At 45.2% G+C, this 15,738-nt stretch carries 13 protein-coding genes; 2 read left to right on the top strand and 11 right to left on the bottom strand.

Going from position 1 to position 15,738, the window contains the following annotated elements:
* Window positions 1-69: 69 nt before the first annotated feature.
* On the bottom strand, window positions 70-1,716 hold the full coding sequence (locus D2962_RS03130) for a PucR family transcriptional regulator (RefSeq protein WP_162991080.1): 1,647 nt from the start codon (window positions 1,714-1,716) through the stop codon (window positions 70-72).
* A 792-nt stretch (window positions 1,717-2,508) separates the two neighbouring features.
* Between D2962_RS03130 and D2962_RS03125 the strand changes: the two genes are divergently transcribed.
* Window positions 2,509-3,936, top strand: coding sequence for a hypothetical protein (locus D2962_RS03125; RefSeq protein WP_122014119.1), 1,428 nt, complete (start codon window positions 2,509-2,511; stop codon window positions 3,934-3,936).
* 8 nt (window positions 3,937-3,944) lie between these two features.
* Here D2962_RS03125 and D2962_RS03120 read toward each other — a convergent pair whose 3' ends face one another.
* Genes D2962_RS03120 through D2962_RS03110 form a run of 3 tightly spaced genes read right to left on the bottom strand, consistent with a single transcriptional unit; the run spans window position 3,945 to window position 9,587 of the window.
* A complete protein-coding gene (locus tag D2962_RS03120; RefSeq protein ID WP_122014118.1) occupies window positions 3,945-7,295 on the bottom strand; it encodes an AAA family ATPase in 3,351 nt (1,116 codons plus the stop codon).
* 11 nt (window positions 7,296-7,306) lie between these two features.
* On the bottom strand, window positions 7,307-7,948 hold the full coding sequence (locus D2962_RS03115; protein WP_122014117.1) for a hypothetical protein: 642 nt from the start codon (window positions 7,946-7,948) through the stop codon (window positions 7,307-7,309).
* On the bottom strand, window positions 7,935-9,587 hold the full coding sequence (locus tag D2962_RS03110; protein ID WP_122014116.1) for a hypothetical protein: 1,653 nt from the start codon (window positions 9,585-9,587) through the stop codon (window positions 7,935-7,937). Before D2962_RS03110 ends, D2962_RS03115 begins: the two co-directional genes overlap by 14 nt.
* A 133-nt stretch (window positions 9,588-9,720) precedes the next feature.
* Here D2962_RS03110 and D2962_RS17415 point away from each other — a divergent pair, with 133 nt between their 5' ends.
* Window positions 9,721-9,870: a hypothetical protein gene (locus D2962_RS17415; protein ID WP_162991079.1), complete on the top strand. Its 150-nt coding sequence runs from the start codon at window positions 9,721-9,723 to the stop codon at window positions 9,868-9,870.
* Between the two features lie 213 nt (window positions 9,871-10,083).
* On the opposite strand, the gene D2962_RS03105 is transcribed toward D2962_RS17415, so the two are convergent.
* From D2962_RS03105 to D2962_RS03075, 7 genes are all read right to left on the bottom strand, one after another.
* Window positions 10,084-10,281 carry a membrane dipeptidase gene (locus D2962_RS03105; RefSeq protein WP_281273726.1) on the bottom strand — a complete coding sequence of 66 codons (198 nt, stop codon included), beginning with the start codon at window positions 10,279-10,281 and terminating at the stop codon, window positions 10,084-10,086.
* Between the two features lie 94 nt (window positions 10,282-10,375).
* On the bottom strand, window positions 10,376-11,707 hold the full coding sequence (locus tag D2962_RS03100) for an MFS transporter (RefSeq protein WP_122014114.1): 1,332 nt from the start codon (window positions 11,705-11,707) through the stop codon (window positions 10,376-10,378).
* A 101-nt stretch (window positions 11,708-11,808) separates the two neighbouring features.
* Window positions 11,809-12,825, bottom strand: coding sequence for a nitrilase-related carbon-nitrogen hydrolase (locus D2962_RS03095; RefSeq protein WP_122014113.1), 1,017 nt, complete (start codon window positions 12,823-12,825; stop codon window positions 11,809-11,811).
* The gene (locus D2962_RS03090; protein ID WP_122014112.1) at window positions 12,825-13,577 is read right to left on the bottom strand and encodes a carbon-nitrogen hydrolase family protein; all 753 of its coding nucleotides are present in this window, start codon (window positions 13,575-13,577) and stop codon (window positions 12,825-12,827) included. The genes D2962_RS03095 and D2962_RS03090 overlap by 1 nt, the downstream gene beginning before the upstream one ends.
* Window positions 13,574-13,756, bottom strand: coding sequence for a hypothetical protein (locus tag D2962_RS03085; protein ID WP_122014111.1), 183 nt, complete (start codon window positions 13,754-13,756; stop codon window positions 13,574-13,576). The genes D2962_RS03090 and D2962_RS03085 overlap by 4 nt, the downstream gene beginning before the upstream one ends.
* Window positions 13,757-14,095: 339 nt before the next feature.
* Window positions 14,096-15,049, bottom strand: coding sequence for an ROK family protein (locus D2962_RS03080; protein ID WP_122014110.1), 954 nt, complete (start codon window positions 15,047-15,049; stop codon window positions 14,096-14,098).
* Between the two features lie 34 nt (window positions 15,050-15,083).
* Complete coding sequence (locus D2962_RS03075; protein WP_162991078.1) at window positions 15,084-15,713, bottom strand: glycoside hydrolase family 125 protein; 630 nt, start codon at window positions 15,711-15,713, stop codon at window positions 15,084-15,086.
* Between the last annotated feature and the right edge of the window lie 25 nt (window positions 15,714-15,738).

The raw sequence follows: 15,738 nt of genomic DNA, 5'->3' as shown, positions 1-15,738 counted from the left end.
TCAAATAAAATCTTGAATAAATTTATACCCCAGGATTAAGAATCAAAGATTCTTTTATTATAATAAGTATTATAATAAGTTAGCTATTTTTAAACCAATCTCGAGCCTCAACCTGGTGGAAGGGTCGTTCAGGTCGCAGTCGAGTATCTCTCTTATCTTGTTTAACCTGTAATTTAAGGTATTCCGGTGGATAAAAAGCTTTTCGGCGGCCATATTATGTTTGCCTGTGCAATCAAGATAAACTCTCAGGGTGTTTAGCAAATTTTCCTCTTTGTTTTTTGAATCGTATTCGATGAGTTTGAGAAGTCTTCTATCGCAGAATTTTTTAAGATTTTCGTTTTCCTTACAGCTTAAAATAAAATCATATATCCATACATCTTTATAAAACACTATGCTGCCGGTACCATTTTTTAACATATCCGCAAGTTCCAGGGATCTTTTGGCCTCAATGTATCCTTCAGATATTTTTGCTACATCGTCATGAAAATCGCTGATACCAAATCTTATCTCTTTTATGCCTCCCAGACTTTTTGAAATGTTTTTGCACAGAATATTTATTTCATCGTATTTTCCGATGGTCCTAACGTCGGAGAAACTGCAAATTATTATTATATCTTCACCTTTTCTCAATATCACATGCGAAAGCGGCGCCATTACACTTTCAAAGCCCTTGAAATCTTCTTCTTCCGCTTTTAAAGCGCTTTCATAATTCATATGGATGACTATCACGGCAATATCCCCTTTAAAATTCACGCCATAATATTTCAGCCGGCTTTTTATCTGTGAGGCATCCTTTATATTTCCCGCAAGGATATTTTCAAAAAATTCTCTTTTCACTTTCCCTTCTGCCTGCTTTACCGCCTGCTTTTTCATGATTTCAAGTGCGGCGATTGTTGCCGCCTGTTCGGCGGCTATCAAATCAAAATCGCCAAATCGCGAGTCGTTTTCAATCAAAGTGATATAACCGCATATTTCGCCTTTAATTATAATGGGCGCTATTACTCTTGTATAACAGTTGTTTTTACTCCTTATATTCACCCTCACGGGCTTTTTAAATGTTTTTATCTTATTAAATATTCCTTTTTTATCCATCTCTTCAATCACGTCAAGAGGAATCCTGCCGTTTTTTATTATCTCCAGGCTTAATGCATCGCAGGCACCACGGCAGTTTGAGAAGGATAAAAGATTAAAACTTTCGTCTTCTATAAAAACATTGCAGTTTAAAAGATAGGAAAGAGTGCCGGCAACAGCCGCCAGATCTCCACCCTGCAGCGCAACCTTCATGAGCTCATCGTGTATTTCAAAGGAACGCTTTATAATGCCTGCTTCTTTGTTCAATATTTCCAGCATGATAGGATTTACTATATCATGCCAGGCTACATATACCGGCAGTTCAATAATTGGAAAATTTTTTTCATTTGCGGGCTCTATTATCTGCGGTGGAATTTTGTCAATAAATCTTCCGGGTTTTATGGCAAGAGCAGAGCAATTTCTTTCGACCAAATCATAAACGAAGGTTTTCTCCATATCAGGATTATTCATAAAAACATATGCCGCTGTAAGCAAAAGTTCATTTCCTCTGATCCACTTAGCAGCATCAGGAACATCCATCGTGATTACATAATTTACAATTCTATCAAGGCCCTTTTCCCCTGCTATTACCTTCGCATTTTTCAATTCCCCTATTCGAAGTGCTTCTTGCACTGTAATGCCCATATCCATTCCACCTTATTTAAACGAATTCCTATCTGTTTGTTATTTTATCATTGTCACAGAAGAAACGAAATATATTTTCTGAATGGAGCAACTTCAGAAATAGCAGACAAACCCCGGGTATCCATAAAAGAATTGGAGGATACCATTGACCACCTGTTCCCTTGCGACCTCGATATTATAGTTCATAAGCCATAAACGGTGGATTAACTTCTTTCCTGAATTTCGCAACAACCAGAATAATTCGTTGCCAGGTGCCGTTCAAAGCCATCAAATTCTTTTGAATAATTAGTAAACTTCCCCAAATACTGCAGGTTCATTTGACCTGGCTTATCTGTCGCATATTCTGTGGGCGGGTCAATTTTTCAGCGGCGGTACCCATTAAAGTGGGAACCAATTTTACTATGGCGTTTCCACTCTGGCGACAACCCCTGTAAGTAGTGGTAATAAAAAATTGTTATCTAAAAAATGCTGTAAAAATTTATTTTCAAATCATATCATCCTGTTTTCAATAATAATTAAAAACTCTCTTAAATAAGATAAGAATAACAACCAGCATTTTTTTGTAATAAGCTGGATTTTAAAATTCTTTCGCGCTGTGATATAATGTTTTTAGATAATCCACAAAAACATTTATCATTTATATTTAAACTGGCATTTTACAAAAAGGGGTAATTTACATGTTTCCCGGATGGGTAAGGCTGTTAAAAGACTGGATACCGGCGGAAAAGCCCCGCTTTTCCATAGGAAAGTGGGAATGGCCGGTTTACCTCGGCAAGCAAAAGGCGGCAAAGAATGGCTGGCATTCTGGAGTTCCGGGACGCCTCTTTTCAGGAGGCAAAAAGCCTCCCGCGCGATTTTCTCCAGGCCCTGAGCGATTTTTTTTCAGCTGGAAATGCCGTAACAGAACAGGGCTGGTATGATTTTTGCAAAAAATGGTCGGCGAAGCTTTCCCGCGACCCGGACTTGCTCTCCGGTCTCGTTATGGACTGCGGCCTGGTTGGAAGGTTCATCCGCCTTAAAAGCGATGAAAAGTCCATTCACTCGATTTCCTACGGTCCCATGGAGCCGCTCGACACGATTATCCGGGAGGCCGCATTTAAACTCGCCGGAGAAAATCGAAAATGGCTGGACTCCATCATAAATGCCTTCAAAGACATTGAGGTCAAAACCCCGGAATCATACGGGCCGTCCGGGGAAAGCGCCCCGACGCAGAAGTCCGGAGCGGGGCCTGCCCTGACAGGCGACGCAAAAGTCGAAGCGCTCCAGGCCATAAAGCGGTTTTTGGAAAACAAGTTGACAGAAATAGCAGAGCTTCATGAAAGCGTCGTGGAAAACGGGGAACCCGCACAGAAGGATTTTCGCAGCGTACGGCTCACCGAGTCCTTGCCCTGGACTTTTAGATGGGACAGGACCAACGACAAGTTTCGCCTGGCGGTGGAGTTCCTGCTCTCAGTACTGAAAGTGGCAGGGAGGTCGCCGGAAGGCTTTGAGTGGAAAGAGCTGGGTGCACAGGCGCAGCAGGCTATAGGCGGTTCCAAGATGTTTGACAGAGACAGGGAAAAACTTCTCGACCTGATCCAGGAAATATGTGGAATGCCCCTTGAAGACCTGGGGCTCACCTCCCGCGGCAGCCTGTACCCCGTATATATCCTGGGAAAGATTGAACTCACATTTTGCGCCGAAAGCCAAAACCGGTGTATTGGACAGGAATGCGATTTGCCGCAGGAAAATCCATCAAATGGACAATTCCGGACCTTATCTTTAGATTCCCTGCACGCCATTACCAATTTTGAAGTGGAAGAATTGAAAAGCTTATCCACCCCTGCCGGAAGGATAATCCTCACCGAAAATCGGGCGCTACTCATTAAAATGTATAAGACCGGGTGGTTTAAGAAAAGCCCTGAATCTTTTGTGGTGGGCATCGACGGCAGACTCCGGCTTTCCCACCACAGAATCTTGAAATTGCTGCAAAGGGCCGCCCCCCATATCCCGTGCTACATCTGGACCGACAGCGATTCGCCGGGAATTTCCTTTGTGGAGGAGCTCCACCATCTTTTCCCCGGGGCTCGGGTGGTCTTTATCGAAGGTCATAACCTTTCCTGTCTTGATTATGAAAAATTTACGGAAAAAATAAAAGCGAGGCCCGACCTCTTAAACCGGGAACAGGAAAGCCTTCTCGGCGGACCCAACGACTGGGACAGGGTTTTTCAGATTTATTAAATCCGAGGTTATTCCTCCAGTTCTGCTTCTTTATAACCTTCCCTTGTGACTTCATACACCTCGCTTACGGTCTGGTTGGGCAGCACGCCGGGATTGGCCACGACGCACAGGAATTTGGAAAAGCGGTTGAGATACTGATCGCCGTGGACTTTGGGGGATACGATGATGAGCTTGCGGTCCAGCACCTCCCGGTATAAATCAAAGATCTCGTGTTTTCTCTCCTCGTCCAGGGCGCTGTCAAACTCGTCCAGCACGTAAAAGGGAGGCCTGTCTTCTATATCGCTTAAAAGTGCCAGGGCAAATACCAGGGATACCGCCGCCCTTTCCCCTCCGGAAATTCCCTCGCCCACAATCCTGCCGCTCTCTGGAAAGATCTTTTCGGGCCTGTGCCCCGCTTTCGTGGCCACGTGCAGTTCCCATCTGTATCCCCTGTTTTTCCCTTCCTCATCCGGCGGCACGGAGACAATATTTCCCACCATGTGAAGCCTCTGCATGAAGTCTGAAAACCTCTGGTTGGTCCTCTGCCAGCGGTAATACACCGCTTTGTCGTACTCGGCGCGCTTTTGTTCTTCCTTCCTTTTCAGGGCATTGAACCTCAGCTCCGACTCGTCCATCTCTTTTTTGGCCATGTTATACTCCGCCAGGTAATCTTCATATTTCTGCCGGGCATCCTCGTCCACCACCCTGAGTCTGGCTTCTTCCAGCTTGTCTTTCGCTTCGTTCAGTTTCCTGTCGAGGTTGAACCGGTTTTTCTCTTTTTCCTCCAGCTTCACGGGAAGCCACCTGCCCGTACTCTTCAGGTCCTCGATGACCTGATGGTACTGGGCCCTTATTTGCAGGTATTCTTTTTCCCTTTCTTCCATTTCTATCTCGACGGTGTTTTTTTTATCCTGCAACCGCTTTTTTTCTTCCTCCAGAGCGTTCATCCTTTTTTCCAGAAAATCCATGCTGGATGCGGCCTCATTCCTGCTGCCGTCTATCTGCCTGATGTTCCTGCGGGCGTCTTCCATCGCGTCCTGAAGGGCCTTGAGCCTCAGGTCCAGGGCGGATTTTTGAGCCTGGCTTTCGGCGATAAAAGCCTCCAGTTCCTCTATCCTCTTTATGGAGGCGTATTCCCTGTCATACTCGGCATATACCGAAAGTTCGCCTTCCACCTGTTTCAACATATTTTCCTTTATGGTTACCTGCTTCTTCAGGTCTTCATCGACTTTCCTCAGCTCTTCAATGGCCTGGCTCTTCTCCTTCAGGCGATTTTCCATAAACGTGAGTTCATTGGACAATTTCCCCCGCTCCTCCAGCAAGAGCGGCAGATTCTGGTCCACTTCCCTCCTTTTTGCGATGTTCTGCTGCAGCCCGATTAAAGCGTCTTCACACATTTTTTCCAGCCTTTTTAATTCCTTGAGTTCCCCGATCTTTTCCAGTATTGCCTTTTCCACTTCTTCCCGGGCCTTCCTGTAAGCCTCTTCGCCGATGGCGGGGCTCCTGTCATAAGGGCCTCTTACGCCAAATCTGTCCCAGAGCATCGACTTGTGGAGCACCAGGCCGCCGAGGAATTCGAGGCTGCCGGGCTTTGCACGGGCGTCGTCCTTTTTGCCGGCCGCCGCGGTATCCACCGCTATACCCGAGGTCCACCGCCGCACCTTTTCGAGAAATTCGCCGCTGCAGGACTCCTTTGCCTTTTCGGAAAACTCCAGGAACTCCATGAGCGGCAAAAAGCTTCCGGCTTCCCCTGGCGCTTCACCGTTTTGCACAAACCCGCCGGGCCCTTTTTCGATCCTCGAAAGGTCTACCACATAAAAAGGCGCCTCCACCGCTACATCATCGGGTAAATGCCAGGCGAAAACGGTATGCTTCAGCGGTGAGAGCATTTCTTCCACAATATCGAAGGAGTTTGTATCTTTTACCCGGAACAATTCCCCAAAAGCCGCACAGGTCACGCCTTTTGCCCTTAATCTGTCCATGATTTCGGCCTGTTTTATTAAAACCGGAGATTTCCTGCTTTCAAGAAAAGCCTGTTTTGCCTTGAGGGACTGGATTTCGTCTTCAAGGATGATTATCTTTAAAGTATCCTGTTCCTTCCGAGACTTTAACCGGGCTTCCTCTGCGGAAAGCGAGGCCAACGGCGCAAGTTTTGAGTCAAGCTCCCTGTACTCTTCAATTTTTTCATTGACCCTGCAAAGTCTATCATCCACTCTGCCGATATCCCGGTTTACCGCCTCTTTTTCGATTTCGAGCTTCTCCAGCTGCTCTCGTGCTTCGTCTATCTGGCTCTGAAGATGCTGCAGGTCGGCCTTGAGGCGGCCTTTTTCCTCCTGGAGTTCTTCTTTTGACCTGCGGATGTATTTCAGCTTATTCCTGACGTCTTTTACCCTGATTTCCAATTGCTGCTTTTCCTGCTCGGATTGCTCGATTTTTCGCCTCAGAGCCGTATGTTCACCGCTCAGCGAAGCAAATTCGTCCTGGGCGTTTTTTAAAAGCACCTGCTGCCCGGCCAGCTCTCTTTCAAGGTCGCGCAGATTTCTCGACACCTCTTCATATTTTGCGGTCTGGTCCTTCAGTGATCCCTCGATATCATAAATTTTTTTGTTCAGGTCTTGAAGTTCCTTTTCCAGGATTTTTTTTATTTCCCCATAGCAGGCGTCATAGAGCAGGAGACCTTCGGCCCTGAGCCTGTCGCGGCTCTCCAGTTCGTTTTTGTTTTTCTCGTAGTGCCGGAGGCGCTGCTGCTGAATCAGGGCAAAATTCCTGGCTTTGTTGAAGTCATCCTCCGCCTCTTCCATGGCCCTCCTGGCCTCTTCCCACTCTTCCTTTATCCTGTCGATGCCGAACATCTGGGCCACCCTCTCAAAACGGGCGGCATCGGATATGTTGGCAAATTCCGTTATGGAGCCCTGGTACCAGAACATGAAGTAACCTTCGGCATCAATGTCAAATACCCTTTTGTAGTATTCCCAGGCCTCCTGCCTGCTCTGAAACCTCCTGATGGGTTCCAGCCTGTCCTCTGCTTCTCCCCCGGCCATGCTGTATATGACCTGACGGCTCTCGGTGCCTGTGCGGGACCTGACCTCCGCCGAAAGCTCCACATATTCAGGGGCGTCTTTCCGGGCCGGGCCGGGAGGGTTATGAAAGAGCACGCTCACCCTCGCATGCCAGTGTTCATTCCTTTTTATGAGCTTGGAGCGCAGACCGTCTATGGAAACCCTACCGCTCACCAGGGCAAAAGAGGTCGCGTAGACCAGGGTAGACTTGCCGGAGCCGTTCTTGCCCCCAATGAGCACATGGTCTTTCTCCCCGCCCAGGTCGATCTCGGTGGGGATAAAGTCTCTGATGCCGTAAATCTTTAATTTAACGGGGTACATGACAACCTCCCTTAGACCAGCGTTATTTGCGTTTCGCCGCCCTCGTCCTCTCCGGGCGCATCTTTTCCGATGTTAAAGAAGTCCCTCACCTGCTCGAAAGACACTTCGCCGCCCTGGGATTCACTGAGGACCCTTTTTAGAAAATTTTCCGGAAACACGTGCCTTGCGGCTTCGGTCAGGTAGTATACGCGCTTTTTCTCATCACCGTCAGATTCCTCCCCTTCACGCAAAAAGCCGAATTTCACCAGATGGTCCAGGGCCGAAAGCAGTTTTCTCTCGGCGTAAAGAGATGACCTTTGAAAATAGGAGTGAACTTCCTCAAATGTAATCCTGCCGGTTCTGGAGGTCATGCCCATGTAATACATGAACATGAGCAGCGCCACATGCCTGTCTTCCAGCACCTCCTGGACAAATTTCCTGTTGGCCCTGGCCATGGCGAGGCACCTGTCCTTTTCCTCATCGTAAACCACTTTTAAAGCACCCCGAAAAATATCGTTCACCTTTCTCACAAACATGTAAAAAGCCTCATCGTCCCGGGTGCGCAGGATTTTTTTGACCCGGTCTTTTGCAACGCCGGTAAGGCTTTTGCTCGATATGAGGATTTCGGACAGGGCCTGGGATTCGACGGTATTGAGGTAGCTAAGTCCTTCCATAAACGCTCTTTGCCTCCAGATGGCGCCCCAGGGCGGCGGTGGCCTTCACCAGCCTCACCCTGTCGCCGGGATATTTTAAACGCCAGTTTCTCTTTAAGTAAGTTTTGCGGTTTTGCCCGTCACCGACATCGCTGGAGTCTTGGGGTGAATTGTTTTCAGAAACTGCCGTCTTTTCGGCCATAATTGTTTTTACCTCCTGTTCGTTTATCAGAAAGCCCAGCACCATCATGTTCCTGACCGCATCACCCCACTCCGGCGCCACCTTTTCCAGTATTTCGTGCATGGGCCGCGCCGGATTTTGCCTTATGGCTTCCACCAGGGGCCCGGTGTCGGTGGCTAGCTCGTCGGTTATAGACGATGTATAACCTATAATGGCAGAAAGCTCCCCGGTGGTGACCGCCTTCGCTTTTTTATAAGCCACTTCCAGTTGGAATGCTCCGTCTTCCCGGGGCTCTTCCCAGTTTTCTATCCATTCATTAATAACGGAAGCCCCCCAGGAAATGTCCTCCTCGTAAAGGCAGAGGGGCAAAGAAAAGGGCAACCACAGGCCTGCCTGCTCGCCTTCCGATTCTTTTCCCGCCAATTCCTCATCGCCGATTTCATCATACACACCCTGCTCCATATAACCCAGAACCTCCAGGGGCGTCAGCGCCAGTCCGGGGAGGCTGCCGCTGAAAGAATCCACCAGGTACTTTAAAAACCTGTCCCGGTCCACCCGCACCACCCGCCGGCCCAGGTCCGCCTGAGAAGTATAGGCATTTTCTCCTAAAAGCAGCGACAACTCGGTGAGCAGCCGGTAAAAAACCAGAGTGCTCCTGTTATGCTGCTTTTCCAGGCGCCGGTCGATTATGCCTTCCAGCGCCTTAAATCGAGCTTCCAGCTCTGCTTCGAGCATTTCCAGCAGGCTCATGACCGCGTGATATTTCTCTATGGCTTTCCTGTCCTGGATGTACTTTTCCCTCTGGTACTTGAGGTCGGCTATGGCGTTTTCCAGGTTGGAAAGGACGCTGGCTATAGTGTCGTGCCTGCCTATCCCCACGTCTTCATAGGCTTTTGCCAGCTGAAGATCCCGCCGGGCCTGGTAAATCTCTTTGAGGAGGGGTGGTCGGGAATGGTAGGCCAGGGCGTCATTGGCCAGCCGGAAAAGCTGCTCCACCATACGCTTTCCTGTGGTGGTGAGGCGCAGGGGCGGCTGGGCGGCATCGGTCACCCAGTTGTTTTTTCGGCAAAGGCGGATGAGGCGGGGAATATCAATGGATGCAGGCTCGCCGTACACCCGCTCAAACCTGTAAACCATCTCTTTTTCGCCCTGGACGGCCTCCTCGTCGTAAAAGGTCCCCCGGAGCAGAATGTCAAAGACCCTGAAGGTATCGTAGGCGTACCGGGGGTTGTCCCAGAACCGCTCGGCGGTCATGGCGCTCATGACTCCCGCCAGCATGATGATATCCTTCATAGGCTCGATGAGCCTGAAAAAATCCTGCTCGGTTATGAGGTCCAGCTTTTCATCTATCAAATTTTCAAATTCTGCTGATTTTTGTTCCGACATAGTATTCACCTTATAAAGTTGAAAGGTATTCTTCATGCTAATTATATCATAAGAAAGCAATAGAGCTATTAAAAATTGCAGGTCGCTCAGCAAGCCGTTGCCCCATGTTTGTTTAATTGATATACAGGACTTATGCAGTTAATGGTATAACATGGAAATCTTAATAAGGATTAAACCAACATAATAGAAACTTTTTTGGCCAAAATTTTTTAAGAAGACTTGCAAAATGCGGTGTGTGCGCAATGCTCTGGAAGCTCAAGGAGAATATATCACTGTAGCAGGTAAAGTTAAAACCGAAAAACCTACCGGTAACAGGATTCTTGAGCTCTTAAAGCCTATACATACCATAGGCTATATTGAAGGTGGAAAGGAATGACGTATTCTTCCCGAAACTCCCAACGAGGAACCTCTGGAGAGGATACTTTCTTTAGTCGGTTTAACACCGGAGATTTATACTTCTATTAGGAAATACTCTCATTATCTCATTGAATGAGATTTTTGTCGTTTTAGTAAAAAATGTTGATCCAGTATATGGAAGGGTGCGAAATGTGGGTTGTACAACTGTTTTTTGTTATTATTTGTCACGGATTCAGGTATAAAATAACTTGCGTGGGATAGAGACCATCATGCCCAATCTATTCATTTCCTTTACTACCTCAACTCCAAAATCCGAAAGCCTTTCACCGCTCCTGCAATCCATTGCTCTATCGGCTATGGCGTTTCTGTTGTTCCACATCAACGTAAGCAACCTTACGCTAAGTTCGTGGTAAATTCTCAACATTTCCAAATCCCCCCCTGCAGGGCTTCTTCACCTTCAAAGCTGAGTAATGCGGCAATCCTGTCTTCCCGTAAAGCCTTATCTATGTCCTCTGCGGAACTTCTTACGTTCGTTGTCTCATAACATATTCAGTATATCTTTGCTTTAATTCGTGTTCCTCAACGGTATAGTTTTTGAATATATAAAGACCGAGCAGGATACATACCCCCGCAACAACAGGTGCCATGGATATACCTAGGGAATCTCCCGGATTATATCCCAGATATTTGAAAAGAACCCCTGTAGTAAATAAAGATGACAGCCCAATTACGGCTTTTATAAAGAACCCCTGCACTCCGAAAAACATGGCTTCTCTTCTCTGGCCTCCTGTCATTTCGTCAATATCGGTAATGTCGGCTATTATCGCATTGGGGATGATAAACACAGCGGCCAGAGGCATGCCCGCAAGGCCCACGATTAAAAAGTGAAACCACTTTTGATTAAAGAAAAGATAAGGTTTTCCGGCAAAATACAATACAAACAAAAGCAGCATCAATGCTGTCATCGATATGTTATATACCTTTTTTTTGCCGTAACGTCTGATCCACATGAGCATCAATGGTGAAATGGCGATTGCGGTCACAAATAATAGACCCTGCAAAATCGCGGTTTCAAAACCGTCAAGCTTCATATGGACGGAAGCCATATACGGAAGGGCAATGGTCAACGTATTTATGGCAAACCAGTAAAATAAAACGGAAGATTCGTAATATATGAAATGCCTGTTGCGAACAGTCATAATAAAACTTTCCCGAAAGCCGAATTGTTTTTCAAGCCGCCGGACCTTCTCTTCCCTTATGGAAAAAGGCATAACGAGAGTCGCTAAGGATACGAGACCGAGGATTATACCCATAGCTCGAATTCCGTATTTTGCAATGATTACAGGGCAGGCGATGCCCTGTATCAAAAGCCCCAGCGTATTAAATACCGATTGATATGTAGATATGGCGGCCCTTTCATCTGGTTCTTTGGATATTTCAGGCAGCAAAGCCAGGTAAGGGGCCACATAAATAGTAAAGAAAATGAAATAAAATGAAAGGATAACGGTCAGGTATATAAAATTTATCTGGCTTTCAAAGTTATGCGGGGGAAACCAAAGCAAAACATAACTTAAACCTAATGGAAAGGCTCCGAATATCAAAAAAGGCTTTCTCCTACCAAGCCGGCTCCGGGAATTGTCGCTCCAGTAAGCCACCAGCGGGTCGGATACCGCATCGACAACCCTGCCGATTATCATTGCGATCCCCACCAAGGCTATAGGCGTCAAAGGCCTAAGGTTGTAAGGATTATCCTCTGGTGGGGCATAAAAGTATGAATACCATGATACCAATGACTGCATGAGAACGCTGATGCCCAAATATGCAACAGGGTACATGAAATACTTTTTAAATTTCATAACATACCTCCTTCTTTTTTATTCCAAACTATCAACTTTTAAAAATGCCTCCCGGCCAAGAAAAGGAAAGCTGTAAGCTTTCGGTTTTTTTAAGTTACAAATCATACATACAATTTACTAAAATACTTTCTATACAGAACTTCATTCCGGTCCCATAGAAGCTCATCCTGTTCTCTGTATCTTCGAAGAGTCTCAATGTCTACTTCAGCCGTTATCACCTCATCTCCGTAGTGGTTTTCCGATATTTTTAAAATACCATCCCTGTTTGGTGTCAAATCTATGGGCGCAAAAATCCCCGCCCTTCCCGTGAAATTAAACTGTGCAACCCTGCCCACCAGTGCGCTTTTTATTCCGATTACCCTGCTTTCCTGCACCCTGGGCCATATGCCTCTAAGAGCCCTGTAAAATTCATATTCTTCCATGTTACCTATGGGGATTACTACCATGTCGGCGCCTTTTTTTCTTGCGAGTTCAAAAGTCTCGTAATAAGTTGCATCCATACATACCGGAAACGCCACTTTTCCGAAAGGGAGGTCATATATTTTCAACTCGCTGCCGGGTTTTAGTCCGAAAGTTTCCTCATCAGGTGTTATATGAAGCTTTTTCTGGCTTCCGATCTGTTTTCCGTCAGGGCCAAACAGGTAAGCGATATTGTAAAGTTCCCCTTCTTCAGGCACCGTGATGCTTCCCCCCATGACATAAATACCGTAAAGTCTTGCAATAGCTGAAAATGTTTCAAAATATACCCCTTTCAAATAAGGCCCTACCATCATGAAAGCATCTCTTATATTACCCCCGTTTTTGTTTGTCGAGGAGTCGCCCAAGAAGCTTTTTTCTATGCCTGGCAGCAAGCCATAAAGTGGGAGGTGAATGTTTTCTGGGTAGGCTACAAATACGGCCCCCTCCCGGATGGCTGTTTCGGCCAGGCTTTTCATATGCTCGAAGTACTCTATCGATGTTTTGTGCAATATGAATTCCACCTGAATGGCCGCTACTTTGAGAGGTGTTTTTGACTTGTTGTAAACCGCCGGTTTCATCCCAGAAATGTGTTTTTTTAAAGGCGCCATGCGGAACCTGTATGACAGAAAAATCTTCGCCGCAAAATCGTATAACCCCATTAATATCCCCACTCTTTTTTGTAAAGTTCCCTATTTAAATACTTAAACAAAGGATAACTTTGCTTTATGTTGTTTCTCTTTTCAAAGTCAAGAACAGATACCAAAATGCCTTCCTTGTCTTCAGGCATTTCAGCTAAAATCCCGTTGGAACCTTCCCAAATTGGATTGTGAATAATGCTTCTCCCGCTATATCGCCTGCCGTTAATCACTCCGTTTGCCGCACATTCGACGGCAAAAAACTGATTCTGCTGAACTTGCTGCCAGATGCCCGAAATCTGAAGCCACCGGTTATAATCCCCGTCCATGGAATATAGGCATGCCACCACATCCGCCCCCGAAAGTCCCAGAATTCTTCCAGTCTGAGGGTGAAAACAGTCGTTTCCGATAAGGATACCCATTTTTCCAATTGGAGTATCAACTACATCCAGATCATTTCCCCTAATTAGCCCTTCCTTTTCGTCCCTTCTTGAGAGGTGTGTCTGACACTGGATATGGATGACATCTCCCCTATGGATTATCACCGCACTGTGATAGCTGTCCTCCCTGAAGCTGCCGGGAACCAGAACAAATTCACCGTTTTTACTAAAATTCTGATGAAAATTTAAGTATTCCCGGCTGTTTTCAAACAAAAGCCCTGCCAGCGGGGGAAGCACTAAAAGATCCACTTTTAATCCATCCGTAAATCTCGCTAAGTCCTCAACATATTTTTTCTTGCTTTCAAGCTTTAGTTGTAGAGCCGCCGCCTGTATCATTTGTTTTCACCTTCTATAAAAACTTTGTAAAGCGCAAAGGCCAGATAACCCGCTCCCGTTGCAAAACCGGTTCCGGTTCTCGCTTCACCGCTATCCCTTTCTAGGTAAATTTTTGTTTCAACTTCAAATCCCTCAAAAGCAATGTAAAGACCGGAATATAGTATAGTTTCTTCCGGCAACCCGCCGACGTTATAAAAACAAGGCTTTATTTGTGATTAATTTCACGGCCGAAACCTCTCGTAGTTAGTGGCAATACCTAAAGTTTTATGTCAACATACTTGATAATTCAATCTTCACCCATTTATTTTCCTTACCCTGCCATTTTTCAGCAGGTTTGGGCCATAAGTTTTGCTAACTTGCTGGCTAGGTTGAAGTCTTTGTTCTTTATTATCAGCATTCTTCATCCCTCTCCTTCTAGCTATATTATACCACAAATGTCCATATTCTGGAAAGTGAAGATGCAGGTTTTTTGAGGGTTTAAGGGGGTTGTTTTTCAATGGAAACTAAATAACATCAGCTTATTTCTTTACATTAATGAGCACTATTCCAATTGCACCTATAACACCTGAATGTGAATTTAATCCCGCAGGTACAATTTCAACTTCGTTGGACCTCACCTTAAAGCATAATCTACTGACCTTTTCTTTAACTTTGTCAAAAAATATTGGGCCGCCTTTAGATACGCCACCACCTATGATTACTTTCTCTGGATCGAATAGGGTTATTGCATTTGCAATCCCTATCCCTAAATAACTAAAACAAAAGTCCAACACTTCTAGAGCAAGTTTGTCTCTCTTGCCTGCAGCCTTAAAAACTTCTTTTGATGTTATATCTTGATAGTTTTTTAAAATGCTTTCTCTCCCGCTGGCTATCTTTTCCCTGGCTATTTTCGCTATGGCCGTACCTGAAGCCAGTTCTTCCAGGGTTCTGTGGGCAATTTCACTATCTTTTAAAAGTGTCGCAATAACTGTATCTCCAATTTCACCCGCATTTCCGCTTTTTCCGTAATATATTTCTCCATTAACCACAATACCGCAGCCTATACCTGTACTGACTGTTATATAAATAAAATTATTACATCCCCTTCCAGCTCCAAATAATAGTTCGCCTAAAGCGGCCGCATTCGCATCATTGTCTAGATATGTGTTGACATTAAATTCATTTTCAATTATAGATACTACAGGTACATTATTGAATCCGGGCAGGTTGGGGGAATTGATTACTATGCCTTTCTTAGAATCCAGAGGGCCAGGGCTTCCTATGCCTATTCCGATTATATCACCATAACTAATTCCAACATGATCGATAAGAGCCTGAATGATCATCTTAATTCTGTCAAGAATAGCATTTACGCCTTCATAAGCAAGGGTTTTTACCGTCATACAATGCAATATTTCACCTTTTTGGTTTGCTATTGCTCCCGAAATTTTTGTACCTCCAAGATCTATTCCAACTATATATCTTTTTATCATAAGACTCCCCTTAGACTATTTGTTATATCGATTCTTATTTTATGCTCAGCACTTTTGCTAATGTATATCCAAAAAAACCGGCGCAGGTGGCAAACGCATTACCTGTCTTAACGATACCAGTTTCTCCGTCAAAGCTTTCACATGCAAAACCGTTGTCTAGCTCCAGGTTCTCAATCATTTTTATTTTCTTGTCATCTTTGTAAACCAGAAGATAATTGCATATACTCATTAACCATGGGAAAGGTGTATGAATACATCCAGTACCATCAAATTTTTCAGTTTTGAAATAATATTTATTCTCCGGTGAATAAATCCACCTTACTGTATTGATATAAACATCATCATTACTACTGCAAAACCCATAATAGGAAATTAATGCCAGGCTGCCAGGAGGATCATCATATATCTCATAATTTCCATTGCAATCAGTAGACCAGGCATACATCTTGCCAAAAGGACCTTCTACAATTCCATATTTTTTTATAGATGTCTCAAGGTTATCTATATGTTCTTTGGATGCATATCCATATTTAAATAAAAAAGATAATGCTTTCCATACCAGCACATTATCGTAGATTAAATATGGATAAGTAACCGGGTCATCTGAAGGGTCAAGCTCTGTTCTATATAATCCGCATTCAGGTGAATACCATTTGTGGAGCACATCTAAAATATATAATAAGCCCTGC

The organism is Biomaibacter acetigenes, from assembly GCF_003691585.1.
GTDB lineage: Bacteria > Bacillota > Thermosediminibacteria > Thermosediminibacterales > Tepidanaerobacteraceae > Biomaibacter > Biomaibacter acetigenes.
Note: the sequence above shows the minus strand (reverse complement) of the source record. Positions and strands in the feature narration are given on the sequence as shown.